The sequence below is a fragment of the Candidatus Ruminimicrobiellum ovillum genome, from assembly GCF_002392975.1.
GTDB classification, from domain to species: Bacteria; Elusimicrobiota; Endomicrobiia; order Endomicrobiales; family Endomicrobiaceae; genus Ruminimicrobiellum; species Ruminimicrobiellum ovillum.
The window spans coordinates 81,173-107,328 of record NZ_DGIC01000003.1 but is presented as its reverse complement, the minus strand read 5'-3'; the positions used below and the strand labels follow the sequence as shown (position 1 = coordinate 107,328).

Sequence of the window (26,156 nt, the reverse complement as noted above, 5' to 3'; positions counted from 1 at the left end):
TAGAAAGAGGACAAGTATTAGCAGCACCTGGAACAATACACCCACACAAGAAATTCAAAGGTCAAGTATATATATTGAAGAAAGAAGAAGGCGGAAGACATACACCATTCTTTAACGGATACAGACCACAGTTCTATTTTAGAACGACCGATGTAACCGGAGTAGCACATTTACCGGCAGGAACCGAAATGGTAATGCCAGGTGATAACGTAGAAATGGAAGTAGAATTGATAATGCCGGTAGCAATGGATGAACAATTGAGATTTGCAATCAGAGAAGGCGGAAGAACAGTTGGATCAGGCGTTGTTACAAAGATCATTGAATAATTAAAATACAGGAAAAATAATATGTCAAACGAAAAAGTAGCAGTAAACAAAACAGATAGAATAAGAATAAAACTTCGTTCTTACGATTGTAAAATGTTAGACGATTCTTTAAAGAAAATTGTAGAAACAGCAAGAAGAACAGGTGCAACAATAACCGGTCCTATGCTTTTGCCTACAAACATAAAGAAATATACGGTTAACAGATCAGTTCATACTGATAAGAAATCGAGAGAGCAGTTTGAAATGAGAGTTCATAAGAGATTGGTTGATATCTGTGAACCTTCAGGAAATACGGTGGAAGAATTGATGAAATTGGATCTTCCTGCCGGAGTAGATATTGAAATAAAAATGTAATTTTGCGAAAGCAAAGTTGCGAGGTATAGAGGGATAAAAGTATGGAATTTTGTTTCCATACATCCTCGATACATTAAACTAAAATTTAAAGTAGAGAGAAAATATGTTAAAGTCAATAATTGGTTCAAAAATAGGTATGACACAGGTTTTTGATGAAAAAGGCAAACTTGTGCCGGTAACAGTTATAGAAGCAGGACCATGTGTAGTTACTGCTATTAAAACTGTTGAAAATGACGGTTATAATGCCGTTCAGTTAGGTTTCAAAGATGTTGCAGAAAAGAAACTTACAAAAGCTCAATTAGGGCATTTAAAGAAAAATAATATAGCTCCTAAAAAAATCTTGAGAGAGTTCAGAACTGATGATGTTTCCGGATATACAGTAGGTCAAGAAATAAAAGCTGATATTTTTAAAGCAGGAGACTATGTTGATGTTAGCGGTATTTCAAAAGGTAAAGGTTTTGCCGGTGTTATAAAAAGACACAATTTTGGAATGCAACCGAGAACAAGAGGTCAATCTGATAGAATGAGAGCAAGAGGTTCATCAGGCGGACAAGGCCCTCAAAAATTGTTCAAAGGCATGAGAATGTCTGGACATATGGGTCAAGAATATGTTACAATACAAAAATTGCTTGTTGTAAATGTTGATGCAGAAAAGAACGTACTTCTCGTTAGAGGAGCAGTTCCTTCTGTTAAAACAGGTACTCTTATTGTTAATAATACAATAAAGAAAGTTCCTGTTAAAGTAGAAGAAAAGAAAGCAGCAAAGAAAAAATAAAAATTAGTAAATAGGACAAAAAGATAATGGATACAATAGTTTATACCGTTGAAGGTAAAGAAAAAGGAAGATATGAACTTCCGGAATATTTTAATACAGAAGTTAAAACAGCTCTTCTTCATGAAATTACAACAGGTTATCTTGCAAACTTGAGATCCGGAACACATGCTACCAAGACCAGAGGAGAAGTTTCTTTCTCAGGTGCAAAACCTTGGAAGCAGAAAGGTACAGGTAATGCAAGAGCAGGACAAAGAAATTCACCTCTTTGGAGAAAAGGTGGTATCGTATTTGGTCCTCAACCGAGAGATTATTATCAGAAGATGCCTAAACAAAAAAGAAAACTTGCATTAAGTATGGCATTTGCTAACTTAGCACAAGAAAACAATTTGGTTTTGGTTGATTTGATAAAATTTGAAGAAGCTAAAACAAAGAATGTAGCAACATTCTTAAAGAATTTGAAAGTTGACGGAAAGAAAGTTATTATCGCACTTTCAAAGAAAGATGATGTTGTTAAAACAGCAGCAAAAAATATAAAAGATGTTGTTGTAGAACAAATTGCAAATTTGAATGCTTATCAAGTTATGTGGGCAGATAAAATCGTTACAACACCTGAAGCAATTGATAGCATAAAAGAAAAGCAAGCATAAGAGAGAGTAAAATGGATATAAGAAACATTATTAAGAAACCTCTTGTAACAGAAAAAGCAGCTGTTGCAAAAGAAAAAGAAGGAAAATATACTTTCGTAGTTGATAAAGATGCTAACAAATATCAAATCAAACAAGCAGTAGAAGAAATGTTTGGTGTAAATGTAGTTAGTGTTCATACCGCAATTTTTAACGGTAAAACAAAAAGAATGGGTATGCACGAAGGTACAAAAAGTGACTGGAAAAAAGCTATAGTAAAGCTTAAAGAAGGTCAGGAAATAACAATAGAAGAAGCTTAATTTAGTTAAGCAAAAAAAATATGGGTCATCTCTTAGAAGTTATATTGTAAAAGATAGAAGTCTAAGCAGGTAATAAAGAGAGAGCTAATTCAGATAAGAATGAACATTCGGTATTGAATAGCTTTTCCGCCCGAAAAAAAGGAAAAAAAGATGGCAATCAAAACGTTTAAGCCGTACACTCCCGTAAGAAGATTCATTACGGTAGAAGATTTTTCAGAAATCACAACAAAGAAACCTGAAAAGTCTTTGATTGTTCCCGCAAAGAAAACCGGCGGCAGAAATAATACCGGTCAAGTAATGGTAAGATTTAGAGGCGGTGAACACAAAAGATACTACAGAATTATTGATTTTAAAAGAGATAAAATCAATATGCCTGCAAAAGTTCTTTCTATTGAATACGATCCTAACAGATCGAGCAGAATTGCTTTGGTTCAATATGAAGACGGAGAAAAAAGATACATAATACAACCTAAAGGTTTAAAGGTTGGGGATGTTGTAATGTCCGGTCCGAATGCCGAGATAAAAGAAGGTAATGCACTTCCTCTTTCCGCTATGCCTGTAGGTACGTTTATCCATAATTTGGAATTAGTTCCGGGTAAAGGAGCACAGTTGGTAAGAACTGCTGGTTCTTCTGCGCAGTTACTCGCAAAAGAAGACGAATATGCTCACGTAAGAATGCCTTCCGGAGAAATAAGACTAGTTCTAGTTAGGTGTTATGCAACAGTGGGACAAGTTGGAAATGTTGAACATGAAAACATGTCAATAGGTTCAGCTGGAAGACATCGCCACTTCGGTAAGAAACCTCATGTGCGTGGTACCGCCATGAACTCAGTTGACCATCCGCACGGTGGTGGTAGAGGTAGATCAAAAGGCAACAATCAACCTCGCAGTCCATGGAATCAACCAGCAAAGGGTTTCAAAACAAGACCAAGAAAAGTTTGGGATTGGATGATTGTAAGTCACAGAAACAAAGCTAAGTAATTTTAGCAACAGGAGTTTAACAGATGAGTAGGTCAATTAAAAAAGGACCTTATGTAGATGCGAAACTTTTAAAGAAAATGCAAAAGTTAAATGAGTCCGGCGAGAAAAAGATTATAAAAACTTGGGCAAGAGCATCGGTTATTACACCGGATTTTGTAGGACATACATTAGCTATACATAATGGTAAAAAATTTCTTCCGGTATTTATATCGGAACAAATGGTTGGACACAAGCTTGGTGAATTCGCACCTACCAGAATTTTTAAAGGTCACGGTGGAATGACAAAGCAAGAAACATCATTAACATAATGATGAAAGTTGAAAAATAGAGACGAATAAAAAAAGGCAAAGGACGAAAAAGATGGAAGCAAGAGCAATAGCAAGATTTGTAAGATATGCTCCTAGAAAAGTTAATCAAGTTTTGACTGTTATAAGAAATCAAAGAGTTGATAAAGCATTTGAAATTCTTTCTTTCTTACCTAAAAATGCAACTGAACTTGTAGAAAAAGTTTTGAAAAGTGCAGTAGCAAATGCAGGCAAACTTAAAGACCTTTCTAGCATCAAGATTAAAGAAGCTTGGGTAGGTCAAGGTCCTACATTGAAAAGAATGAGACCTGGTCCTATGGGCAGAGGTTTAGGTTACAAGAGAAAAACATCTCACTTAACAATAATTGTTACGGATGAAGGTGTTGTTCCGGCAAAAAGAAAGAAAAAAGCAGCAGCAGTTAAAGCTCCTGTAGCTCCTGCAGATGCAGCAGCAACAGAAGAAAAAGCTCCTGCAAAAAAGACAAGAAAAACAGCTGTTAAAAAAACAGCAAAAAAAGCAGAAAAAAAAGAAACTGCTGAAAAATAGAAAATTTAGTAAAAGGTAAGGAAATATGGGTCATAAAATTCATCCTAAGAGCGTTAGAGTCGGTTACATTAAGGATTGGGATTCTAAATGGTTTAACCTAAAAGAAATGCCTGACTTTATAGAAGAAGATTTTAGAATAAGAGCTTATTTGAAAGAAAAATTGAAAATGGCTTCAGTTTCAAAAATCGGACTTGAAAGAGCAGGAAAATATATTAGAGTAAACATCTATACTTCAAGACCCGGTATCGTTATCGGTAAAGGCGGTCAGGGTATAGAAAACATTAGAATGGAAGTTGAGCAAATGACAGGAAGAAAAGCTTTCGTTAATGTTATGGAAATTAAGAGAGCTGAAATCGATGCTCAGCTTGCCGCTGATGGTATTGCTTATCAATTGGAAAAACAAGTTGCTTTCAGAAGAGCAATGAAAAAAGTTATTGAAAAAGCAATGGCAGCAGGTGCTCAAGGTATAAAAGTTATGTGTTCTGGAAGATTAGGCGGAGCCGAAATCGCAAGAACAGAATGGTTGAAAGAAGGAAGAGTTCCTCTTCAAACATTCAGAGCAGAAATTGATTACGGTTTTTCCGAAGCAAACACAACAATGGGAAAAATCGGAATAAAAGTTTGGATATTCAAAAAAGAACATTTCCAAAAGACAGCAAAAGAACTTTTGGAAGAAGCTAAACTTGTTGAAAATGTTGAAGAAGTAGGTGCTTCACAAGTTGGCCAAGATAATAAGTAAGGAAGGACAAAATATATGTTGATGCCAAAGAGAGTAAAATACAGAAAGACTCAAAGAGGAAGAATGAAAGGGTATGCAAAAGGCGGAACAACTCTTTCTTTTGGTACTTTCGGACTTCAAGCTCTTGAGCCGGTTTGGTTAAACAGTAACCAAATCGAAGCAGCTCGTATAGCTTTGACAAAATACACAAAAAAAGGCGGAAAAATCTGGATAAGAGTATTCCCGGATAAAGCTATTACGAAGAAACCTGCAGAAACCAGAATGGGTAAAGGAAAAGGAGATCCAGCATTTTGGGTAGCCGTAGTTAGACCCGGCAGAGTAATGTTTGAAATGGAAGGTATTCCTGAAGCAGACGCAAGAGCAGCATTGAAACTTGCTTCAGATAAACTTCCGATACATTGCAAAATTTTAGTAAGACAAGAAATATAATAACGGAAGAGAAAGATGAAACAGAAAAATTGGCAAGAAATAAAAAGTATGTCATCGGTTGAATTGAATGCTAAACTTGTTGAATTAGAAGATAAATACTACAAGTTAAAGTTTAGAAACTCAACGGCACCGGTAAAAAATCCTCTCGAAATAAGAGAGATGAGAAGAACAATAGCAAGAATAAAAACTCTTCTTGCTGAGCAAAAAAAGGGAAACTAATTCCCGATAGGAAGGAACAATGGAAGCTAGAGGAAAAAGAAAAGTAATGCAAGGAATAGTAGTTAGCGACAAGTCTTCTAAAACAAGAGTTGTAGCTGTTGAAAGAACAATTAAACATCCATTGTATGGCAGAATAATAAGAGTAAAATCTAAATTTTCTGTTCATGACGAAAAAAATGAGTCTAAAATGGGTGATTTAGTTTCTATAATGGAATCAAGACCTATGTCAAAAACCAAAAGATGGATTTTGACGGCAGTTGTAAACAAAGCATAAGGAAAAAGACAATGATTCAAGAAAGAACAATTTTAAATGTAGCAGATAATTCAGGAGCAAAAAAAGTAAGATGCTTCAGAGTTATGAAAGGTTTGAAAAGAAGATATGCCGGCCTCGGTGATGTTGTAATGGCTTCTGTTCAAGATGCTATACCTCACGGCAACATTAAAAAAGGTGATGTTGTTAAGGTTGTTATCGTTAGAACAGCAAAAGAATATCGCAGAGAAGACGGAACATATATCAGATTTGATGATAATGCAGCAGTAATCATCAACGACGAAGGGGAACCAAAAGGTACTCGTATATTTGGCCCTATAGCAAGAGAGTTGAGAGAAGCAAATTATCTTAAGATTATTTCTCTTGCACCGGAAGTAATATAATTAAGTTTAACGGGATAGAAATATGCTTAACATTAAGAAAAAAGATAAAGTTGTAGTTTTAGCAGGAAAAGACAAAGGTAAAGAGGGCGAAGTTTTAAAGGTTTATGATGAAACCAATAAAGTTGTCGTTTCTAAAGTTAACTTTGTTAAAAGACATACAAAACCTACACAGAGAGACCCGGGTGGTATAAAAGAAAAAGAATCACCTATTTCAATCTCAAATGTTATGTTGGTATGTCCGAAATGTAATAAACCTAACAGACCTAAATTTGACAAATTGTCAGACGGAAAGAAAGTTAGAGTTTGCAGAAAATGCGGAGAAATTATAGTTTAGTTATAAGGAAAGATAAATATGAATCAAGTTCCTAGATTAAAAGAATTGTATGTAAAAAATGTAATACCGGCCTTGGAAAAAGAGTTCGGTTTTAAGAATGCAAACGAAGTTCCGAAAGTTTCAAAAGTTGTTATAAACATCGGACTTTCAGAAGCAAAAGAAAATGTTAAAGTTTTGGAAACAGCAAGTGCGGAACTTGCAGCTATAACCGGTCAAAAACCTGTTACCTGCAGAGCAAAAGCATCAGTTTCCAACTTTAAAATCAGAGAAGGTATGCCGATAGGTGTTAAAGTTACTTTAAGAGGAGCAATGATGTTTGAGTTCTTAGACAGACTCATGAACATCGCAATGCCTAGAATCAGAGATTTTAGAGGTGTAGAACCTAATAAATTCGACGGTAGAGGAAACTTTAATATCGGTCTTACGGAACAATATATATTCCCTGAAATCAACGTTGAAAAATCCGATAAACCCAGAGGAATGAATATAACAATCGTAACGACGGCAAAGAAAGACGAACATGCAAAGGCATTATTGGAATTTTTAGGTATGCCTTTCAAGAAAAGAAAATAGTAGTTATTGACGGACATTGTAGTAAACAATGTATATAAATTTTAAAAAATAGAGGCGTTTATGGCAACAACATCAGCAGAAGCAAAAATGCGCAAACCTCAAAAGTTTGCAACTAGGTTCAGGAATAGATGTCGCCTGTGCGGAAGACCTAGAGGCTACTACAGAGATTTCGGTTTATGCAGAATATGCTTTCGTAAACTTGCACACAACGGTGAAATACCGGGTGTTTCAAAGTCAAGTTGGTAATTTGCAGTTAGAAGTAATTTAAAATTAAAAAGAGGTTAGGTGTAATGATTACAGATCCTATATCAGACATGTTTGTTAGAATTCGCAATGCGAATGCAAAACTTCATGAAAAAGTTGATATCCCATCTTCAAAAGTAAAAACAGAAATAGCAAGAGTTTTGAAAGAAGAAGGATATATTGCAAACTATAAACACATTGAAGATCAAAAACAAGGTGTTTTAAGAGTTTATTTGAAGTATGATGTAAACGGAAAGGCAGTTCTTCAGGGAATAAAAAGAAGCTCAAAACCAAGCTTGAGAATTTTCAAAAGAGCTGAAGAATTGAAAAATGTTCTCGGCAGTTTCGGTGTAGCAATAATTTCTACATCAAAAGGAATGATGTCGAGCAAAAAAGCAAAACAAGCCGGAGTCGGTGGCGAAGTAATCGGATATGTTTGGTAAAATTTAAATATGAGGTTTTGAAATGAGTCGCTTAGGAAAAAAACCAATAACAATACCTGAAAAAGTAAAAGCAGAATTCAAAAACGGAATTTTGGAAATTTCGGGTGCAAATGGAAAACTCTCTCAATTAATCGACGAGAGAATAAATGTAAAAATTGAAAATTCAACTGTTACATTGGAACAGAAAGCAGAATCAAAAGAAGCAAATATGATGCAAGGTCTTATGAGAGGTCTTGTTTGCAATATGATTGAAGGTGTAACAAGCGGATACAAAAAAGAACTTGAACTTGACGGTTTGGGTTTTAAAGCTGTTATTAGCGGGAAACAAATCACTTTGACAGTAGGTTATTCTCATACAGTAACATTGGATATTCCCGAGGGAATAAAAGTTGTTACCGGTATGACACAAGACAAAATTCCTACATTAACAATCTCTGGTGCAGATAAACAAAAAGTAGGAGCTTTTGCAGCACAAGTCAGAGCTGTGAAACCGCCGGAACCATATAAAGGATTCGGTATAAAATATGTCGGTGAAAAGATTATTAGAAAAGCAGGTAAAGCAGCAGCAGGTTCTAAGAAATAATCTGATAAATAAATAGAGGGTTGTAAATGAAAAGTTCAAAAATAAGATTAGGTTTTCGTAAGAAAAGAATAAGAAGTAAAGTTGAAGGAACAACTGAAAGACCAAGACTCAATATTAAATGTGGTCATAAACATATTTATGCACAAGTAATAGACGATTCTAAAGGTTTTACTTTGGCAGCAGCATCAACTTTGTCTGCAGAAATTAAAGGTACATTGAAATCTACAGATACCGTTGAAGCAGCAAAAGCAGTAGGACAATTGATTGCTAAAAAAGCTGTTGAAAAGAATATTAAAAAAGTTGTTTTCGATAGAGCAGGAAAAGTTTATACCGGTAAAGTAAAAGCACTTGCCGACGAAGCAAGAGCCGGTGGACTTGAGTTTTAATTAAAACTAAAAATTTATATAATTGGCTTGTTGTCGTACAGGGGGATAAGTTGGCTGATAATAAAGTAAATAAAAAAGAAAAAGAAAATGAAAATGAAAGCGGTTTAATAGAAACCGTAGTAGCTGTCAACAGAGTTGCAAAAGTTGTTAAGGGTGGAAAAAGATTCTCTTTTAACGCTTTGGTGGTTGTTGGTGACGGCAAAGGTAAAATAGGTTGTGGTTTAGGTAAAGCAAACGAAGTTCAAGCTGCAATTAAAAAAGGCAGTGCTTATGCTCAAAAGAACATGGTATCCATAGCTTTAAGAAACACAACAATTCCACACGAAATCATCGGAGTTTCCGGTGCAGGAAAAGTTTTGTTGAAACCTGCAGTTCCGGGAACAGGTGTTATTGCCGGTGGTCCTGTTAGAGCCGTTCTTGAAGCAGTAGGAATTTCAGATATTCTTACAAAGTCTATGAGAACAGCAAACAAATTTAATGTTGTTTATGCAACAATAGAAGCATTGAAAGGTTTAAGAACAAAAGAAGATGTTGCTAAAATAAGAAATAAAGAGGTTGCAGAAATATGATAGGTCTTAACACATTAGCACCTGCAGCAGGTGCAAAACATAGAAAGAAAATTGTTGGTAGAGGTGAAAGCTCAGGTCACGGTAAAACCTCAACGAGAGGACATAAAGGCCAAAAAGCAAGATCCGGCGACGGAAAAATGTCTTGGTTCGAAGGCGGACAGATGTCTATCGTTAGAAGAACCCCTAAGAGAGGTTTCAGTCATGCAATGTTCCGTACGGAATATGAAATTGTTAATGTAAGCTCCATCGAATCAAAATTCGATGCAGGTGCCGAAATAACAAAAGAATCTCTTAAAAAAGCCGGAATAATAAAGAAAAACGGTTTGGTAAAAATTCTTGCTAAAGGTGATGTAAAGAAAAATTTCATCGTTAAAGCAGATGCTTTTTCAAAAACAGCAAAAGAAAAAATAGAAAAAGCAGGCGGAAAAGCTGAAATAGTTAAGTAATTAAAAATTTATATATAGGGAATAATTATGTTTAATAAAATTGCAGATATCTTTAAGATACCACAACTCAGAAGTAAAGTGTTATTTACATTAGCGATAATCGTTGCCTACAGAATAGGTGCGGCAGTACCTATTCCGGGAATCAATGCAGATGCCGTAAGATCTTTGTTTGAGGCAAACAGTAACGGGTTGCTCGGATTTTTGGATATGTTCTCCGGTGGAGCATTAAACAGAATGTCTGTTTTTTCAATGGGTATTATGCCTTACATCAACGCATCCATTATCATGAGTTTGATGCAGGGTGCCCATGTTATTCCTTATTTAGACAGATTGGCAAAAGAAGGCGAGCAGGGAAGAAAAAAACTTACCCAAATTACAAGATACGGAACTCTTATACTCGGTGCAATACAATCATTCGGTCTTACAATGGCTATAATGAGAATGCCTACCCCAAGCGGTATGCCTATAGTTTTGGATCCTACAATGTCTTGGATGGTTATGACGGTATTTACACTTGTAACGGGAACCGTTCTTATAATGTGGCTCGGTGAGCAGGTAACGGAAAGAGGTATCGGTAACGGTATTTCTTTAATCATTTTTGCAGGTATCGTTGAAAGACTACCGTCGGCATGTTTAGGTGTTATAAAGCTTATACAAATGGAAGAACTTTCATTGCTTTTGGCAATAGTTTTATTGGCTTTGGTTTTGGTTGTTTTAACACTCGTTGTTTGGGTAGAAACAGCACAAAGAAGAATTCCTATTAACTATGCAAAAAGAATGGTTGGAAGAAGAATGTACGGCGGACAAACATCTTTCTTGCCTATTAAAGTTGATCAGTCCGGTGTTATCGCAGTTATCTTCGCAGTATCAATTTTGTCAGCTCCTTTGACAATTGCACAGTTTGCTCCGGATTGGACAGTATGGGGAATTCCCGTATCAAAAACAATAACAGATTGGTTTAACAGAAGTTCATGGGTTTATAATTTAGTATATGCAGGTTTGGTAATATTCTTCTGCTATTTCTATAACTCAATTTCTTTCAACCCGAAAGATTTAGCGGAAAATATGAAAAAGTCTGGCGGATTTGTTCCGGGTATCAGACCGGGCGAACCGACAGCAGTATATATTCAAAAAGTTTTGGAAAGAGTTACATTGGGCGGTGCATTGTTTGTAGCATGTATAGCAGTTTTGCCTGATTATTTAAGAACCATGATGTCTGCACCTTTCTTCTTCGGCGGAACTTCATTACTTATCGTTGTGGGTGTATCTTTGGATACTATCGGTCAGATAGAATCTCACCTTATAATGAGACATTATGAAGGTTTCATGAAAGAAGGCAGAATTAAAGGCAGATGGTTTAACATAAAATAATTTTAAGAGAATAAACTATGAAACAATTTAATTTTATATTATTCGGACCTCCGGGAGCGGGAAAAGGAACACAAGCAAAAACAATAAGCAGCAAATTTAATGTAGTTCACCTTTCTACCGGTGATATGATAAGAGAAGCTAAAGATGATCCTATGTTTGCAAAATATTTAACTTCAGGTCAGTTGGTTCCGGACAGTGTGATTGTTGACATGGTTGTAAAAAGATTACAAAAAGACGATTGTAAAAACGGATTTTTATTGGACGGTTTTCCGAGAACAATATTTCAAGCACAAGAACTTGATAAGTTTTTACAACAATTAAACAGAAAAATAGCAGCGGTTTTTTATATAGATATTGCACAGGAAGAAGTTATAAAAAGATTAGCCGGAAGAAGAGTTTGTCCTTCATGCGGAGGCAGTTTTAATATAGAATTAAAACCGCCTAAACAAGAAGGTATTTGCGATTTTTGCGGTGCAAAACTTGTGCAAAGAAAAGATGATAATCCGGACACAATAAAGGAAAGATTGGTTGTTTATGAAAAACAAACAAAACCTTTGGCGGAATACTACGATAAAAGCGGTGTTGTTGCGAAAATAGACGGTGCCGTTTCTCCGGATAAAGTTTTTGAACAGATTGAAAATTTTGTTAATAATAATGTAAAATAAGAAGGATATCTTGGCCAGCAACATTGAATTAAAAAGTAAAGAAGAACTTGACAAAATGAGAGTTGCATGTAAAGCAACTGCGGAAATTTTGGAGAGTTTAAAAAGTTTTATAAAGCCGGGATTGTCTACGAAAGATATAGACGTTGAAGTATACAGAATGATAAGTTCTTTTAAAATGAAACCTGCTTTTTTGGGATACGGTGGTTTTCCCGGATCGGCATGTGTTTCAGTTAATGATGAGCTTGTTCATGGGATACCGAATGACTCTCGTGAACTTTCTTCAGGCGACATAGTAACTGTTGATGTAGGTTGTATTTATCAGGGGTATTACTCAGATGCGGCTTATACATATCCCGTAGGTAAGATAGATGCACAAACACAGAAACTTTTACAGGTTACCGAAGACTCATTATATAAGGCTATAGAGCAGGTCAAACCGGGCAATAGGTTGGGAGATGTTTCTTACGCAGTCCAAAGTTATGTAGAACCTTTCGGATTTTCAATAGTTCGTGATTATTGCGGTCACGGGCTTGGCAGACATCTGCATGAAGAACCGAGTGTTCCTAACTACGGAAAACCAGGAACAGGACCGAGATTAGTGCCGGGTATGGTTATTGCTATAGAGCCAATGGTCAATGTCGGAACACATAAAGTCGATGTGTTATCCAACAATTGGACAGTAGTAACAAGAGATGGTAGTATGTGTGCTCATTTTGAACATACTGTTGCCGTAACGGAAACAGGTTACGAAATTTTAACAAAAAAGTAACGGCAGTAGTGTGTAAGGTTATCTTTTTTAAGATAAAAAGTGAGTACCGAAGGTAAAAAAATGGCAAAAGAAGAAAAAATTGAAGTTTCCGGTAAAATACTTGAATCGTTGCCTAATGCAATGTTCAAAGTAGAAATAGAAGGCGGTCATGTAATTTTGGCACATATTTGTGGCAAAATGAGAATGCACTACATAAAAATTTTGCCGGGCGACAAAGTAAAAGTTGAACTTTCTCCTTATGATTTAACAAGAGGAAGAATCACATATAGAGATAAATAGGAGTAAAATAATGAAAGTTAGAGCATCAGTAAAACCTATATGCCAGAAATGCAAGGTTATAAAAAGAAAAGGTGTTGTAAGAGTTGTTTGTGATGATCCGAGACACAAACAGAGACAAGGTTAATTTTTAAGTTGTTGAATTTAGAAGTCAAATAATATAAAATAAATATTTTTAGCGGAGGAAAAGATGGCAAGAGTTGCCGGTGTAGATTTACCAAAAAACAAAAGATTAGATATAGCATTAAGATATATTTACGGTATCGGACCTGTTTTCTCAGATGCGATTATCAAAGAACTTAATCTTGATCCTGCAAAAAGAGTAAAAGATCTTACTGAAGGTGAAGTTAACCAAATCAACAATCTTATCACGAAAGAATATAAGGTTGAAGGTGATTTGAGAAGAGAAATTCAAGCTAATATCAAGAGATTGATAGATATCGGCAGTTACAGAGGAATGAGACATAAAAGAAATCTTCCTGTAAGAGGACAAAGAAGTAAAACAAATGCAAGAACAAGAAGAGGAAAGAGAAAGACCGTAGGTGCAGGTGCAGGAAAAGCAGCACAAGCTAAAGGTGCAAAAAAATAAAAAATAGTGTCAAATATAAGTTGGAGGCTTAAAGATAATGGCAGAAAAGAAAGTTAGCTCATCAAAAAGAAAAATAAAATTTGCCGGCGGAATGGCAAGAGCATATATTCAGTCAACATTTAACAATACAATCGTTAGTATTACCGACGATAAAGGAAATACATTGGTTTGGGCATCAGCAGGAGGTTCAGGATTTAAAGGTGCAAAAAAAGGAACTCCGTTTGCGGCTCAAATGACAGCAGCGGCAGTAGGTAAAAAAGCTATGGATTGCGGCGTAAAACAAGTTTCAGTTTTCGTTAACGGTCCTGGGCCGGGAAGAGAAACCGCAATCAGAGGACTTCAATCTTCGGGCCTTATGATATCTGCAATTAAGGATGTTACACCGGTTCCTCATGATGGTTGCCGTCCGCCAAAGCCAAGAAGAGTATAGTAGTTTTGTAATATAAAAAGGTAAAAATTATTCGGAGGATTTTAATAGATGGCTCGTTATATTGGTTCAGCCTGCAAACAATGCAGGGCAGAAAGAGAAAAATTATTTTTAAAAGGTGAAAGATGCTCTACAAAGTGTGCATTAGACAGAAAAAGAGGTAAAAATGCACCGGGACAGCACGGAGCAAAGAAAGGTAAAATTTCGGATTACGGAAAACATTTGAGAGAAAAACAGAAAGCAAGAAGAGTATTCGGTTTGACCGAGCAACAATTTAAGAGATATTTCGTTGTTGCAGAAAAAATGCCCGGTCTTACAAGCGATACATTGTTGAAACTTCTTGAAATGAGACTCGATAATGTTGTTTATAAATTAGGTCTTTCTTATTCAAGAAAGAATGCAAGACAAATGGTTATGCACGGATTAATTTGTGTTAACGGAAAGAAGATAGATGTTCCGAGATACCAAGTTAAAAAAGATGATGTTATAACGGTTAAAGCAAGTTATAAAGATAATGTTAATTTGAAGAAACTTATGGAAAACCCGGTAGCGGTTCCGAGTTGGTTAACATTTGATAAAAATGCTATTGAAGGCAAAGTTGTTAATGAACCTTTAAAGGAAGATTTTTCACATCCTATAAACGGTCAGTTGATTGTAGAATTCTATTCAAAATAAAAAATAACCGCTTGAAAGACAGTGGGTTAAAATGGAGTAATATAGCATGAAAATGCCAGATTTAGAAAAATTAAAGAAATTACAATTGGAAGAAAAAACAGCTACAAAAACATTCGGAAGATTTATTGCTCAGCCTTTCGACAGAGGTTACGGTAATACAATCGGTAACTCTTTAAGAAGAATATTGCTTTCAAGCATTGAAGGTGCAGCTATAACTTCTGTTACAATAAAAGGTGCAGATCACGAATATGCTGTTCTTAAAGGCGTTAGAGAAGATGCTTTACAAATAGTTCTTAATCTTAAAAAAATCAGAGTTAAATTAAATTCCGACGGTCCTGAAAAAATTTACTTAAAAGTAAATAAAGGCGGACAAGTTACGGCTGCGGATATAGAAAAAAATGCTTCCGTAGAGATTATGAATCCCGAACAGGAAATTGCCAACATAGATGCCGGAACAACTTTGGAAATGGAAATGGAAGTTTCTAAAGGCAGAGGATATGTCAGAGCGGAATCTATAAAAGAACACAAATATGCAGCAAATACGATTGTTATGGATGCTTTATTTTCTCCTATAACAAAAGTAAACTATCAGGTTGAAAACACCAGAGTAGGTCAAGATTTAAACTATGACAGACTCGTTATGGAAATATGGACAGACGGTTCTATTTCTCCACAAGATGCTTTAATAGAATCTGCAAAAATTTTAAGAAATACTCTTACGATTTTCACCGGTGAAGCTTCCGTTGCTGACGAAGCACAACAAGAAGCTGTAGCGGCAGAACAACCAAAACAGGAAGATAAAACCGAAGAATTGAAAGCTCAACCAATCAGTATATTGGATTTGACAACAAGAGCTTCAAACAGTTTAAAAAATGCAGAAATAGAAACAATAGGACAGCTTATTTCTTATTCCGAAGTTGATTTGATGGAATTCGATAAGTTCGGAAAAACTTCATTGAAAGAAATTAAAGAAAAATTGTCGGCAATCGGCTTGTCTTTGAAGGAGCAATTATAATGATAAAAAATCATAACACAAGAAAATTAGCAGTTACACCATCACATAAAAGAGCTATGATGAGAAATATGACAACATCTTTGTTCTTGCACGAAAAAGTTACAACAACAGTTCCAAGAGCAAAAGAAGTTGTAAGATATGCGGAAAAACTTATAACAAAAGCAAAAGCAGCAGACTTGAATGCCAAGAAAGCTTTACATTCCGAAATAACGGATAAAGAAGTTGTTAAAAAAGTGTTTGAAGTTTTGGTTCCGAGATACAAAGAAAGAAACGGCGGATACACACAGATATTTAAGCTCGGATTAAGAAGAGGCGATGCTGCGGAAATGGCAGTAGTTAAATTGGTTATATAATTTAAAATAATCGAAAATACAACAGGCACTTTACCATTGTCGGTAGAGTGCCTGTTTTTTTATAAAAATGTTATAGAAATAAATTAAAAAATATACTATAATTATGTCGTTATACACTTACATAAATTTTATGCAAATATTTATAAATAATTTGGAGGATTAATGAATTTAAAAAAACTTATTGTTTTTTTAGTTTTGAGTCTTTTTTGTATTCCGACGGGTTTTGTTTTTGCAGAAGATAATAATCTTGAAATCGAAGAGGGTAAAAATTTAAAGTTCGATTTTAAAGGTTTTAACGATTGGTATGACGATACACAAATATATGATAATGTAAATATTGGAGCGGGAACGAAAGTTATTTTAAATAGTGATTGGGAGTATATGTATAAAGGCGAGGGGGAAGGAGAAAAAGAATATATTTATGCCAATGAAGAAAATTTAGCGACATTGTCAATAAATAATGCAGGAAAAATAATTTTAAACTCGGGCAGTGAATTGTCGATAAGAAATGAATATAATTTAGTAACTAAACTGTATGATGTTTCTTTGCAATATAAGCAAGATCCATATGATGATGAAACAATTAATATTTCATCTGTATCCTTTAATAACGGATTACATGTATATGAGGGGAAAGAAAGATTTTATTTCAATAGAGAAACAAATTTTTCAGAAGGAAATGTCGATGATTATTTGTTTACGGGCGACATTGTTTTTGAAGACGGAGATGCCGAAACAATTTTAACTTTTAGAAATGTTTCCGATGTTACAAGCGAAGATTATATCCTTCCCGAGGCTAAAGAGGGAGATAGTATTACGGAAGTTCAAGATCTTGTTCAAATGGATAATCAAAATAATATTGCTCATATGACAAATAATTTCATAATCAACTCCAATAGAGCTGTTTTTAATGTTGAAGGAGAAGGTCCTGATGAAACCGGTATATCCAAAAGAGTTGTTTATTTAGATTATAGTGATATATCCGGTAGCGGAACTTTTGTAAAAAAAGGTGCAGGATGGTTGTCGTTAGCTTCTGCCGACGGAACGGGATTAACAGGTGCAAATTCCGGCGGTTTGGGCTGGTCTATAGAAGAAGGTATGGTTATAGCAAACTTTCAGGAAAATTTAGGAAGTGCTGATATATATATAGCTAACGGAGGCTCTTTGGGTCTTTCTTCTCCCAATATATCCCTAAATCCTTCGCAAGTTATTAATCAAATTAAAAATAATGAGTTAGAAACAAATAAGTTCAATAATACTATTTTCAGTTCAAACGGAAGTATATCAATTACCGGCGGAGATCAGGTAGAACTTACCGGTCAAATAAAAGCCGAAGAAGGCAAAGATTCTTTGGGTTTTGCTTTTGTTCGTAATTCATTGTTAAAATTGTCAAGTGATGAAGCTAATGATATGAAACATTTTTATATATCTTTCGGAAATAAAGAATTGGGTGGAGGAGAATCTAATTATTTAGTGTCGAATGTTGATAATTTAGCGGATGAAACAATAACGGTTGCCAATGGTATTACAGAAGATTGTATAGAAAAAGAAACTGCTTTCTTTGAACTTGTGTTACAAGAAGATGAAGATAAAGAATATTCCGGTTCTTTAAGAGGTGAAATGTATTTGAGGAAGTTGGGATCGGGATTAGTAACTATTTCCGGAGAAAATACATATGATAGGGGAACATATATTACCGAAGGCGGATTATTACTTGCGACATCAAATTCAATCGGAACGGGAAATATTTTGTTTGACGGAGGTGTTAAAGGAGATTCTACCACCTATGCTTCAATCGGTGTATCCAGTAACACAACGGCCGGTGATGTAATTGTAACTAACAATATACATGTTAAAAACGGTGCAATTTTAGATGTTGCGGATAATCAGAATTTATATTTGCAGGGAGACTTGGTTCGTTATGATGCAAGACCCGGATACGAAGCTGAATTTATTAAAAACGGACTTGGTAATGCAACAATATCCGGAATTGAAGGTGTAGACAGAAAAATAAACATTTCTTCTTTCACCGTTACCGAAGGCGGATTTATTTTAGATAAAGGTGTAAACTCGGATTCTTATTTTTCTTTGGATGGTCAACAGGCTTTCTTGGAACTTAGAGAAAATTCCGGAATAAAAAATAATGATATAGATATATTTAACGGAGATTTAATAATATTTAACGAAAAAAATATCTCGTCTGCAACGGCTATAAATTTTTATAATGAGGCCACATCTACGGAAGCTTTCTCTAAATTTCATATAAAAAGTGATGCCGTTTTATCTAATGATATTTTGGACGGCGGTATAAATATTGCCAAAAATATAGAGTTTGTTACCGATGCAACAACAACTGTACAAATGGATAAAATTAATTTTCAATCGGGTGCGGATACAACAATAGTAAAATCCGGAGACGGAGATTTGATTGCCGAAGGCAATGGGGATTTTGCATTGGACAGCTTATATATAAACGGCGGAAGATTTAGAATAGAAGATACGGATATGACAGTTTCAAATACAACTCTTATAGACGGTGGAATTTTGTCTATAAGCAGCACATCTCATTTTGCATCTACGGCCGATGAAAAGAAAATAACCGTTTTAGATGGCGGCGGTATCGGAATTTATGATGATAACAGTATAGACGGAGATACAAAACTCAGTTTTGAAGGAACAGATGAAGAAAATCTTTCACGATTGGTTGTTGAAGCGGCGGATGTAAATTTAACAAACGACATTTATGTTAGAACGGGTGTGATTATTGAAAATGAAAATACATTAACATTTTCCGGAGATTCCATTGATTATGACCCTTCTACCGCAGGTATATTGGCAAAAGACGGTAACGGAGACATGATAATAGATTCCGAAGGAACTTTTAGAATGGGTGAATTGAGGTCGTTGGGAGGAAATTTACTTGTAAAATCAGATATTGAAGTCAATTCCATTTCCGTTCTCGGAGAGAATGCTTTATTATCTTTTGAAGATGTAAACAATGCGACGATTGCCAATAATTTATCGTTGGCAAGCGGTGGTACTTTATCGGTATCAACATCAACATTGAATCTTGATGATTTAAGAATGATTTCGGGAAATATCATTAATAATAATTCCGTCATAAATGCCGATGTTATAGATTGCAGCGATGCTATGATAGACTTAACAACAGATACTTCCGTTATTAATGCCGGAACAATTAATTTAGGAAATTCCGTACTTAAAGGTTTTGGAAATCTTAATGCAACCGTTAATGTCAGAAACGGTTCAAGCGTATACATAGGTTCCGACGGGGAAACCGGAGAAAAAATGAAAGCCAAAAATGTTACTTTTGGATCAGGCTCTTCATTGTATATAGATGTTGATAGTCAAAACGGTGTTACCGCAACAGATGTTCTTGAAGTTTCCGGTGATATAACGGTTCAATCAAATTCGACATTATATGTTAATCTTATGGGCGACGACAGCGAATATGATAATACATTGAAAGAATTTGAATTTATAACATTTACCGGAAGTTATAATTTTGATAATACTACAAATAAAATTTTCGATATAATTTTAAGCAATCCTAAATTCAGTGCAAGTACGGCTTTAATAGGAAATTCTATTTTCTTGGCGATAGCACAAGAATGGTCAATGTATGATATTCCCGGTGTAACAAAGAATCAGGAAGAAATGATTGATTTGTTTAACAAAATCGCTTCCGATGATGTTGCATCAAGAAACATGGAATCCGTTTTGTCTACATTGAACCAATATTATTCTAATTACGTAGATACGGGAGATAAGGCGGCATTCCTTAATGCTCTTCAAGATTTGTCCGGAATTTTCTATTCGAATTCTTTTATGGCAAGTACAATGTTTTCCAAGGCAGGTATTATTTATAACAGATTAAACGATTATTCCGAAAGAAGAGAAGATATTAACAGAGTTTGGGCACAAGTTTATACAACTAATTTTACTGTTGCCGAAAACGAAGAAAATCCTAAATTCGAAAATAATATGTATGGCTTACTTGCCGGATACGATACAATTAAAGAAGATAATTTGGTATTCGGTATTGCGGGATTTTACGGACAAGGTGAGTTAAAACAAATGGATGACAAAGCGGATGTTATTGATGCCGGTATTAATGCATACGGAGATTACAAAATTAACGATAATATAGATATTAAAGGTTTAATAGGTTACTCTATGCAGGATTATGATACAACAAGAAAGTTAAGATTTAATAAACAGGAAATAACATCCAAATATGCCACAAATACAATAAGTTTTGATGTTGAAGCCGGATATAAATACGATTTCAATGACAGAGTATCCATAAGACCTATTGTCGGTGCAAATTGTGCCGTAGTTTCCAACGGAGATATTGAAGAAGACGGTAATACGGAACAGAGATTAAAAATAAATAAAGATACATATTCCAAGGCTGAAGCAAGAGTAGGTGTCGGCTTACAAAGCAGAGCCGTTTCACCGTTTAATTGGTATGTATCAACGGCAATTAAACAAATTTTGTCGGGAGATAAATTCACGACAAAAGGTAGTTTTATAAATGCTCCCGATTATGAATTTGAAATAGAAAGTACAAAACTTTCCGGTACATCTTTCTCGGGCGGATTGGGATGTGCATATGATATAAATTCAAATATTAATATTTCGCTTGATTTAAGTGTTGATGCCGGCGCCGTATCGCAGTTCGGCGGAAATATCGGAGCATCTTATAAATGGTAATTCTTTAAAAATATAAAAGGCCTATGACTAAAAATCATAGGTCTTTTTATTTTAAGTTATGGATAAAAATATGATAAAAACAAATGCAATGAGAATTTTGGATAAAAATAATGCCGAATATAAAACTTATTCTTACGACAGTTCCAAAGCAATAAGCGGTATAGAAGTCGCACAATCGTTGAATCAAAATCCGGCATATGTTTTTAAAACTCTTGTAACGGTAGCAAAATCCAAAAATCATTATGTTTTTTTAGTTCCGGTGGCAAAAGAGCTCGATTTAAAAAAAGCGGCATTATCCGTAGGAGAAAAATCGGTAGAAATGCTTAAACAAAAAGATTTGTTTAATTTAACAGGATATGTGCACGGCGGATGTTCTCCGCTCGGTATGAAAAAGTTTTTTACTACCGTAATAGATATATCCGCACAAAATAATCCCGTAATTATTTTCAGTGCGGGAAAGATAGGTTACCAGATAGAAACCACCGTTAAAGAACTTCAAAAAGCCATAGAATTTAAGTTGGCTGATATCATAATGTAAAAAAATACTGTAACTTTTTTATTTTTTGTTTTGTCTTAATTGTGTACTTGAAAAAAGTTTCAAAGGAGGACAAAATGAGAAATTTAAAAATTACAAAAATTTTATTGAGTTTAATGTTAATGTTCGGACTTACAACTTCAAGCTTTGCTGCAGGCCATAGCAGTAAACCGAGCAAACCGGATAATAAACCTAAAATCGAAAAGAAAGTACAGGTTTCTGCTCATAAAAATGTCCATAAAAAAGAGCATCATAAGAAAGATGTAAAAGTAGTAAAAGTTTATAAAGAGGTTAAACCTCATCATAAACCGCATCACAAACATCATCACGATAAAGTTGTTTATTATTCTTACAATAACGGCAGCGATATTGCACTGCAATGTATAGGAACGGGGCTTTGCTTAGCTGTTTTGGCTGCGGCAATAGGCAGTTAATAATTCAAACTCGCAAAAACGAAAAAATAGCTCATATCGGGAAAGATATGAGCTATTTCTTATTTATAAACTGTTTCTGTTAAGCGGCAGGTTGCTCTGTTGTTTGATTTGCCGGTTGTGAACTTTGAGCAACTTTATCCATTTTAAAAGTTTTAATTATTTTTATATCAGCTTCTTTCAAAAGAGTTTGTACAGCTTGTGAAACTATGCTTTCGGCTCTTTTTTGATTTATATAATCTTTTAATTGTTGTTCAAAAGAAGCATAGGTAAACTTTTGTCCCGCAGCTTTTTCAATAATATTCATTATAAAGTATCCTTGAGCTGCATTTGGTTCTGCGTTATCTCTAAATATCTCAAAAACATTGCTTACTTCGCCTACATTCAATTTGAAAGCTTTTGATGACAATTCTACAGGTTTCATACCTTCATACATACTCATTTTTGAAGAATAAATTCTTGAATCCTGTTGTTGAGCATATTTATTTGCGACATCTGCGAAGTTTGATTTATCTTTAATTTCTTTTCTTATTGCGTTTGCTATTTGTTTTCTTTGTGCCAATTCTTCTTTGGACATGTTGTTATCCGCATAAACCAAAATCAAGTCAAATTGTACTTTAGGAGCAAGAGAAATTTTTAATTGCTGTGCAACGATATCGGCTTCGTTATATCTTCCTTCATTTTTTTGTAATTCTTCTATTTTCTTTTTGTCGTTGTTGTAAATAGCAGAAACATTATCGAAGAAAGTCTTTGTTTCTTCGTCACTTACAGGTTTTAAGTTTGTAGATATAAGACCTTTTCTGTATTTTTCTATTATGACATCGTCAGCTATTGCAGCTAAATATTGCTCTTTTGTTATTCCCTGTTCTTTTATTGCATTGTCAAGAGCGGTATCTTTTTCTTCCGGAGTTAATTCTTTACCGTCGGCATTAAATTTAAATTGTTCTTTTACTTTTGTTAATATGCTGTCTATTTCTTCTTGTGTTGCTTCGATATTCGATTTCTTTGCTTGTTGTAAAAATACTTCTTTTACTATCATATCCTGAAGAACTCTTTTACCTAAAATATCTCTTGCAAAAGGTTGTTGCAGAGCTTGAGGATTTTGATTTTTAACTACATTAACAACTCTTTCCAAATTGTTATCGAATTCAACGGAAGATAATTCCACTCCGTTTACCGTTGCAACAGCAGTTTGAACTTGCTCCTTTGTACAACCCGTAATAACCAAACATAAAAACAACAATACTAATCCGCCAAATTTTTTCATGATTTTTTACACCTTTCCTTTTTATTTTTAGCAACAATTATACAAAACTAAATTTAAAATTTAAATACCCGATTGGTTTACGGTTGTTTCCGTTTCCGTAGAAGTTTCGATTGAATTTGTATTTATTGTATCTGTCGATTCTATAATTTCGTTACCGTTTTCATCATGTTTTTTTAAGCCCAACAATTTTGTAAAACCGGACTTTAATGTATCCGATACCGCATTTTTCATTAAAGCATCTCCTACAAGAGTCGTAACACTTCCCAATAAACTTAACGAACCGCTCGGTTCTTCCATCGTTCCGCCGATTTTCATCGTTAAAGGCATTATACCGTCATCTTCATGTCTTCCGGGTGCTGCATTTACAGTCATCTTTAGTAAATCGTCTCTGAAATTTATTTCTCCAGTAACTTTAAAAGATAAAAGATTTGAAACGAAAGAACATTTGTCGAAAAGGCCTCTGCCTTCTTCAAAGTTTATTGAAGTTATAAACGACATAAAATCTATTTTTCCGTCAATTTTTTTGCTTTGTTCCTGTGCATGCTCCTCGGTCATTTCGGTAATATTTTCTTCTTCTTTATCGGAAGAAAGAAGTGCACTTCCGATATTACCTAAAATTTCCAAAACATTTAAAGCATTTATTACATCGCTTACTATTTTTAAAGACATAAACATTACTTTTACAACCGTATTTGCTTCGGTCAATTTATAAATATCTTTAATGGTTCCGTTATCGGTTGTTAAACTTAATGTGCCCACAACATTGTTCATATCGGAAGTTACTTTTTTCATGTTCATTTTAAAGTCTATGTTTTTTCCCATAAAATAAGGAACATCCATATCCTTTACATTTGCAGAAACAAGAATATCCAATGGTGGTAAAGAAGATTCTTCTTTTACTTTATTTTGTCCTTCCGTTTTATTATCTTTTTGCGTTGTTTCCTGTTCGATTTTCTTTTCTTGTTCGTAACCTTTAGCCATTTTTCCGTAAAATCTGTCTGCGGTAAAGTTTGCGGTTATTGTTCCTTTATCTTTTCCTATAACATAAGAAGCGGAACTTTTAAACGGATACTTGTTCAACTTTCCGGTAAGAGAAGGAATTTTTATATCGTTTATACTATTGATATTTACCTGCGAATTTATTTCCGTAAAATTCCCGAGTTGCGGGGTGAAAGCGGAAATATCAAACAAAGAAATATTTCCCGATAATACCGATTCCGTGTGTGTTATATTAAGGTTAGCTTTAATAGTTCCCGTAGGATTATACGGATTTATTAATTTTGTTACATTATGTATTTTATCGAGTATAAAATTTATAATAACATTTATGTTGTATTCAAGTTGTTCTTTTCCGTAATTTAAGTTTCCGGATGCATTTATTGTGGAATCTAAAACCGAAACATCAAATTTTTCAATTTTAACCAAACTGTTATCCAAGTTTACATTAGTTAATGTTTGAATTCTTATTTCAGGTATTTTAAATTCGGGAAGATCCGCAATTTCGGAAAAACTTTCCGAACATAAATTTATAATTTTTACCAATATGTTTGCTTTAGGATTTGTAAAATCGGAAATAACACCTTTTGTAGTGATAATGGTATCTTTTAATCTTAAAACAAAAGATAGAATTTGTATTTCTGCCGTTGTTAAATCCATTTCATTTAAACTTGCATTGGCACTTAATGCGATATCCAAAGATTGTATTTCCATTTCAGCGGTTTTTAAATAAACATCTGTAAAAAAATCTATTTTAAAAAAGTTATCGAACTTAAAACTTTTCATATCAAAAGAAGTTTCGGATAATGCAATTGTCATGCCGGATTGTTCATCGATATATGTTATATTGCAATTTTGTAATTGCGTGCTGTTTAATAAAAGGTCTAACGGATTTGTTTTTTCGTCTTCCTTGTTATTGTTTTTTTCTTCTTCTTTCTTTGCCTCTTCCTCGGGGTCGGTTTTGAACATCGGTGATTCGAGTATAGGATCAAAATTAAACTTACCTTGCTTATCTTTAACTATAAGCATATCCATGTTTTCGATTGTTATTCTGTTAACTTTAAGCTGACCTTTTAATAATTTGATAAGGGAAAAATGTATATATAAAGAATCTATTTTTGCTATATTTTGATTTTCTATATTAAGTTCTATATCTTTTACATGAAAATCAAATATACTTGCGGATATGGAACCTATTTTTATATCCGCTAAAGTTTGTTCGTGAACTGTGTTTATAATTTTAGCTTTTACGGAATCCAACGGAGCAAAATAAACAAGTGCGAAATGTAATCCCGCAACAAGTAAAGATAAAAGAACTAAAAAACAAAATAAAATTTTTGCCAACAGCTTAATTTTTTTCATTTTAAACCTCAAAAAATAAAAAACAAATATTCAAAGTTTGATTATACAAAAAAAAATAAAAATTAAACAATTCACGGTTAAGTCATTTCTATACCTCCATACTTCCATGTATCCATGCCTCAAAAATCGCTTTGCGATTTTTGTTGACAACCGACTATAAAAAAGTATAAAATCTATTGATATTTTATATTGATAAATCAGGCGAAAAATGAAATACGTTATATCGGTAGTTGTATTATTGTTTTCTGTAATAGTTCATGAAGTGGCACACGGTTTTGTCGCATATAAAAGGGGAGACTCTACGGCAAAGCTTATGGGGCGACTGACTTTGAACCCTATATATCATATAGACATATTCGGTTCAATAATACTTCCGGCGGTTTTGTTGTTGATAGGTGCTCCCGCTTTCGGTTGGGCAAAACCTGTTCCTGTTAATATGTACAACTTAAAAAATCCCAAAAGAGATATGATTTTTGTTTCTTTGGCGGGTGTAACGGCAAACTTTTTACTTGCGGTGTCTGCAGGTTTAATAATGTTTCTTATAAGAACTTTCGGTGCGGATGTTTCCGTATTGGTTTCCGTTTATATCATAATGCAATATGTTATAGTTATAAATATTGTTCTTATGATATTCAATTTAATACCTGTTCCGCCGTTGGACGGTTCAAGAGTTGTATTGTTTTTGTTGCCGAGAGATTTGGCACAAAAATATGCAAAAATAGAAAGATACGGCTTTTGGATAATATTGATATTACTTATGACAAATATTTTATGGAAAATAATTGGTCCCGCTGCAAATTTTTTAATAAAATTTCTAAGCGGAGCAATGTAATAAGGAT

36 protein-coding genes and 1 pseudogene are annotated in these 26,156 nt (G+C 34.3%); 35 read left to right on the top strand and 2 right to left on the bottom strand.

Features of this window, described 5'->3' with window-relative positions:
- From tuf to B2Y85_RS01715, 34 genes and pseudogenes are all read left to right on the top strand, one after another.
- A pseudogene (tuf, locus tag B2Y85_RS01880) lies at positions 1 to 326 on the top strand (elongation factor Tu); the annotation flags it as partial.
- 21 nt (positions 327 to 347) lie between these two features.
- Entirely contained in the window at positions 348 to 680 is a 333-nt protein-coding gene (gene rpsJ / locus B2Y85_RS01875) for a 30S ribosomal protein S10 (RefSeq protein WP_372518780.1), read from the top strand.
- Positions 681 to 783: 103 nt separating this feature from the next.
- Positions 784 to 1,455, top strand: a complete 672-nt coding sequence (rplC, locus tag B2Y85_RS01870) for a 50S ribosomal protein L3 (RefSeq protein WP_372518779.1) — start codon at positions 784 to 786, stop codon at positions 1,453 to 1,455.
- Positions 1,456 to 1,481: 26 nt separating this feature from the next.
- The gene (gene rplD / locus B2Y85_RS01865; protein WP_372518778.1) at positions 1,482 to 2,102 is read left to right on the top strand and encodes a 50S ribosomal protein L4; all 621 of its coding nucleotides are present in this window, start codon (positions 1,482 to 1,484) and stop codon (positions 2,100 to 2,102) included.
- 11 nt (positions 2,103 to 2,113) lie between these two features.
- Positions 2,114 to 2,398, top strand: coding sequence for a 50S ribosomal protein L23 (gene rplW, locus B2Y85_RS01860; protein WP_372518777.1), 285 nt, complete (start codon positions 2,114 to 2,116; stop codon positions 2,396 to 2,398).
- Between the two features lie 150 nt (positions 2,399 to 2,548).
- The gene (rplB, locus tag B2Y85_RS01855) at positions 2,549 to 3,379 is read left to right on the top strand and encodes a 50S ribosomal protein L2 (RefSeq protein WP_372518776.1); all 831 of its coding nucleotides are present in this window, start codon (positions 2,549 to 2,551) and stop codon (positions 3,377 to 3,379) included.
- 23 nt (positions 3,380 to 3,402) lie between these two features.
- Positions 3,403 to 3,687: a 30S ribosomal protein S19 gene (gene rpsS, locus B2Y85_RS01850; RefSeq protein ID WP_372518775.1), complete on the top strand. Its 285-nt coding sequence runs from the start codon at positions 3,403 to 3,405 to the stop codon at positions 3,685 to 3,687.
- A gap of 52 nt (positions 3,688 to 3,739) precedes the next feature.
- Positions 3,740 to 4,231 carry a 50S ribosomal protein L22 gene (gene rplV, locus B2Y85_RS01845; protein WP_372518774.1) on the top strand — a complete coding sequence of 164 codons (492 nt, stop codon included), beginning with the start codon at positions 3,740 to 3,742 and terminating at the stop codon, positions 4,229 to 4,231.
- 25 nt (positions 4,232 to 4,256) lie between these two features.
- The gene (gene rpsC / locus B2Y85_RS01840) at positions 4,257 to 4,970 is read left to right on the top strand and encodes a 30S ribosomal protein S3 (RefSeq protein WP_372518773.1); all 714 of its coding nucleotides are present in this window, start codon (positions 4,257 to 4,259) and stop codon (positions 4,968 to 4,970) included.
- A gap of 15 nt (positions 4,971 to 4,985) precedes the next feature.
- Positions 4,986 to 5,399 (top strand): 50S ribosomal protein L16, encoded by a 414-nt coding sequence (gene rplP, locus B2Y85_RS01835; protein ID WP_372518772.1) that lies wholly within the window; start codon positions 4,986 to 4,988, stop codon positions 5,397 to 5,399.
- Between the two features lie 15 nt (positions 5,400 to 5,414).
- The gene (gene rpmC / locus B2Y85_RS01830; RefSeq protein ID WP_372518770.1) at positions 5,415 to 5,618 is read left to right on the top strand and encodes a 50S ribosomal protein L29; all 204 of its coding nucleotides are present in this window, start codon (positions 5,415 to 5,417) and stop codon (positions 5,616 to 5,618) included.
- A 19-nt stretch (positions 5,619 to 5,637) separates the two neighbouring features.
- Positions 5,638 to 5,892 (top strand): 30S ribosomal protein S17, encoded by a 255-nt coding sequence (gene rpsQ, locus B2Y85_RS01825; RefSeq protein ID WP_372518769.1) that lies wholly within the window; start codon positions 5,638 to 5,640, stop codon positions 5,890 to 5,892.
- A gap of 11 nt (positions 5,893 to 5,903) precedes the next feature.
- Positions 5,904 to 6,272 carry a 50S ribosomal protein L14 gene (rplN, locus tag B2Y85_RS01820; RefSeq protein ID WP_372518768.1) on the top strand — a complete coding sequence of 123 codons (369 nt, stop codon included), beginning with the start codon at positions 5,904 to 5,906 and terminating at the stop codon, positions 6,270 to 6,272.
- Positions 6,273 to 6,294: 22 nt separating this feature from the next.
- Positions 6,295 to 6,606, top strand: coding sequence for a 50S ribosomal protein L24 (rplX, locus tag B2Y85_RS01815; RefSeq protein WP_372518767.1), 312 nt, complete (start codon positions 6,295 to 6,297; stop codon positions 6,604 to 6,606).
- Positions 6,607 to 6,624: 18 nt separating this feature from the next.
- Complete coding sequence (rplE, locus tag B2Y85_RS01810; protein WP_372518766.1) at positions 6,625 to 7,179, top strand: 50S ribosomal protein L5; 555 nt, start codon at positions 6,625 to 6,627, stop codon at positions 7,177 to 7,179.
- 60 nt (positions 7,180 to 7,239) lie between these two features.
- Positions 7,240 to 7,425, top strand: a complete 186-nt coding sequence (locus B2Y85_RS01805) for a type Z 30S ribosomal protein S14 (RefSeq protein WP_372518765.1) — start codon at positions 7,240 to 7,242, stop codon at positions 7,423 to 7,425.
- Positions 7,426 to 7,469: 44 nt separating this feature from the next.
- Positions 7,470 to 7,865, top strand: a complete 396-nt coding sequence (gene rpsH, locus B2Y85_RS01800) for a 30S ribosomal protein S8 (protein WP_372518764.1) — start codon at positions 7,470 to 7,472, stop codon at positions 7,863 to 7,865.
- Between the two features lie 22 nt (positions 7,866 to 7,887).
- The gene (rplF, locus tag B2Y85_RS01795; protein WP_372518763.1) at positions 7,888 to 8,448 is read left to right on the top strand and encodes a 50S ribosomal protein L6; all 561 of its coding nucleotides are present in this window, start codon (positions 7,888 to 7,890) and stop codon (positions 8,446 to 8,448) included.
- 26 nt (positions 8,449 to 8,474) lie between these two features.
- Positions 8,475 to 8,834 carry a 50S ribosomal protein L18 gene (rplR, locus tag B2Y85_RS01790; protein WP_372518762.1) on the top strand — a complete coding sequence of 120 codons (360 nt, stop codon included), beginning with the start codon at positions 8,475 to 8,477 and terminating at the stop codon, positions 8,832 to 8,834.
- A 50-nt stretch (positions 8,835 to 8,884) separates the two neighbouring features.
- Positions 8,885 to 9,403 (top strand): 30S ribosomal protein S5, encoded by a 519-nt coding sequence (gene rpsE / locus B2Y85_RS01785; RefSeq protein WP_372518761.1) that lies wholly within the window; start codon positions 8,885 to 8,887, stop codon positions 9,401 to 9,403.
- Positions 9,403 to 9,849, top strand: a complete 447-nt coding sequence (gene rplO / locus B2Y85_RS01780; RefSeq protein ID WP_372518784.1) for a 50S ribosomal protein L15 — start codon at positions 9,403 to 9,405, stop codon at positions 9,847 to 9,849. The genes rpsE and rplO overlap by 1 nt, the downstream gene beginning before the upstream one ends.
- A gap of 27 nt (positions 9,850 to 9,876) precedes the next feature.
- Positions 9,877 to 11,220, top strand: coding sequence for a preprotein translocase subunit SecY (gene secY / locus B2Y85_RS01775; RefSeq protein ID WP_372518760.1), 1,344 nt, complete (start codon positions 9,877 to 9,879; stop codon positions 11,218 to 11,220).
- A gap of 17 nt (positions 11,221 to 11,237) precedes the next feature.
- The gene (locus tag B2Y85_RS01770) at positions 11,238 to 11,885 is read left to right on the top strand and encodes an adenylate kinase (RefSeq protein WP_372518759.1); all 648 of its coding nucleotides are present in this window, start codon (positions 11,238 to 11,240) and stop codon (positions 11,883 to 11,885) included.
- 10 nt (positions 11,886 to 11,895) lie between these two features.
- Positions 11,896 to 12,654: a type I methionyl aminopeptidase gene (gene map / locus B2Y85_RS01765; protein ID WP_372518758.1), complete on the top strand. Its 759-nt coding sequence runs from the start codon at positions 11,896 to 11,898 to the stop codon at positions 12,652 to 12,654.
- Between the two features lie 60 nt (positions 12,655 to 12,714).
- On the top strand, positions 12,715 to 12,933 hold the full coding sequence (gene infA, locus B2Y85_RS01760; protein ID WP_372518757.1) for a translation initiation factor IF-1: 219 nt from the start codon (positions 12,715 to 12,717) through the stop codon (positions 12,931 to 12,933).
- 10 nt (positions 12,934 to 12,943) lie between these two features.
- Positions 12,944 to 13,057 carry a 50S ribosomal protein L36 gene (gene rpmJ / locus B2Y85_RS01755; RefSeq protein WP_372518756.1) on the top strand — a complete coding sequence of 38 codons (114 nt, stop codon included), beginning with the start codon at positions 12,944 to 12,946 and terminating at the stop codon, positions 13,055 to 13,057.
- Between the two features lie 63 nt (positions 13,058 to 13,120).
- Complete coding sequence (rpsM, locus tag B2Y85_RS01750) at positions 13,121 to 13,519, top strand: 30S ribosomal protein S13 (RefSeq protein WP_372518755.1); 399 nt, start codon at positions 13,121 to 13,123, stop codon at positions 13,517 to 13,519.
- 37 nt (positions 13,520 to 13,556) lie between these two features.
- Positions 13,557 to 13,949 (top strand): 30S ribosomal protein S11, encoded by a 393-nt coding sequence (rpsK, locus tag B2Y85_RS01745; RefSeq protein WP_372518754.1) that lies wholly within the window; start codon positions 13,557 to 13,559, stop codon positions 13,947 to 13,949.
- A 48-nt stretch (positions 13,950 to 13,997) separates the two neighbouring features.
- Entirely contained in the window at positions 13,998 to 14,621 is a 624-nt protein-coding gene (gene rpsD, locus B2Y85_RS01740) for a 30S ribosomal protein S4 (protein WP_372518753.1), read from the top strand.
- 46 nt (positions 14,622 to 14,667) lie between these two features.
- Positions 14,668 to 15,636 (top strand): DNA-directed RNA polymerase subunit alpha, encoded by a 969-nt coding sequence (locus B2Y85_RS01735; RefSeq protein WP_372518752.1) that lies wholly within the window; start codon positions 14,668 to 14,670, stop codon positions 15,634 to 15,636.
- Positions 15,636 to 15,989 (top strand): 50S ribosomal protein L17, encoded by a 354-nt coding sequence (gene rplQ, locus B2Y85_RS01730; protein WP_372518751.1) that lies wholly within the window; start codon positions 15,636 to 15,638, stop codon positions 15,987 to 15,989. Before B2Y85_RS01735 ends, rplQ begins: the two co-directional genes overlap by 1 nt.
- 162 nt (positions 15,990 to 16,151) lie before the next feature.
- On the top strand, positions 16,152 to 20,726 hold the full coding sequence (locus B2Y85_RS01725) for an autotransporter domain-containing protein (RefSeq protein ID WP_372518750.1): 4,575 nt from the start codon (positions 16,152 to 16,154) through the stop codon (positions 20,724 to 20,726).
- A gap of 70 nt (positions 20,727 to 20,796) precedes the next feature.
- Positions 20,797 to 21,264: a Cys-tRNA(Pro) deacylase gene (gene ybaK / locus B2Y85_RS01720; RefSeq protein ID WP_372518749.1), complete on the top strand. Its 468-nt coding sequence runs from the start codon at positions 20,797 to 20,799 to the stop codon at positions 21,262 to 21,264.
- Between the two features lie 74 nt (positions 21,265 to 21,338).
- Positions 21,339 to 21,695, top strand: coding sequence for a hypothetical protein (locus B2Y85_RS01715; RefSeq protein WP_372518748.1), 357 nt, complete (start codon positions 21,339 to 21,341; stop codon positions 21,693 to 21,695).
- A 79-nt stretch (positions 21,696 to 21,774) separates the two neighbouring features.
- On the opposite strand, the gene B2Y85_RS01710 is transcribed toward B2Y85_RS01715, so the two are convergent.
- Positions 21,775 to 22,959, bottom strand: a complete 1,185-nt coding sequence (locus B2Y85_RS01710; RefSeq protein WP_372518747.1) for a SurA N-terminal domain-containing protein — start codon at positions 22,957 to 22,959, stop codon at positions 21,775 to 21,777.
- A 60-nt stretch (positions 22,960 to 23,019) separates the two neighbouring features.
- Complete coding sequence (locus B2Y85_RS01705; protein ID WP_372518746.1) at positions 23,020 to 25,317, bottom strand: AsmA family protein; 2,298 nt, start codon at positions 25,315 to 25,317, stop codon at positions 23,020 to 23,022.
- Positions 25,318 to 25,525: 208 nt separating this feature from the next.
- Between B2Y85_RS01705 and B2Y85_RS01700 the strand changes: the two genes are divergently transcribed.
- Positions 25,526 to 26,149 carry a site-2 protease family protein gene (locus tag B2Y85_RS01700; RefSeq protein WP_372518745.1) on the top strand — a complete coding sequence of 208 codons (624 nt, stop codon included), beginning with the start codon at positions 25,526 to 25,528 and terminating at the stop codon, positions 26,147 to 26,149.
- Positions 26,150 to 26,156: the final 7 nt, after the last annotated feature.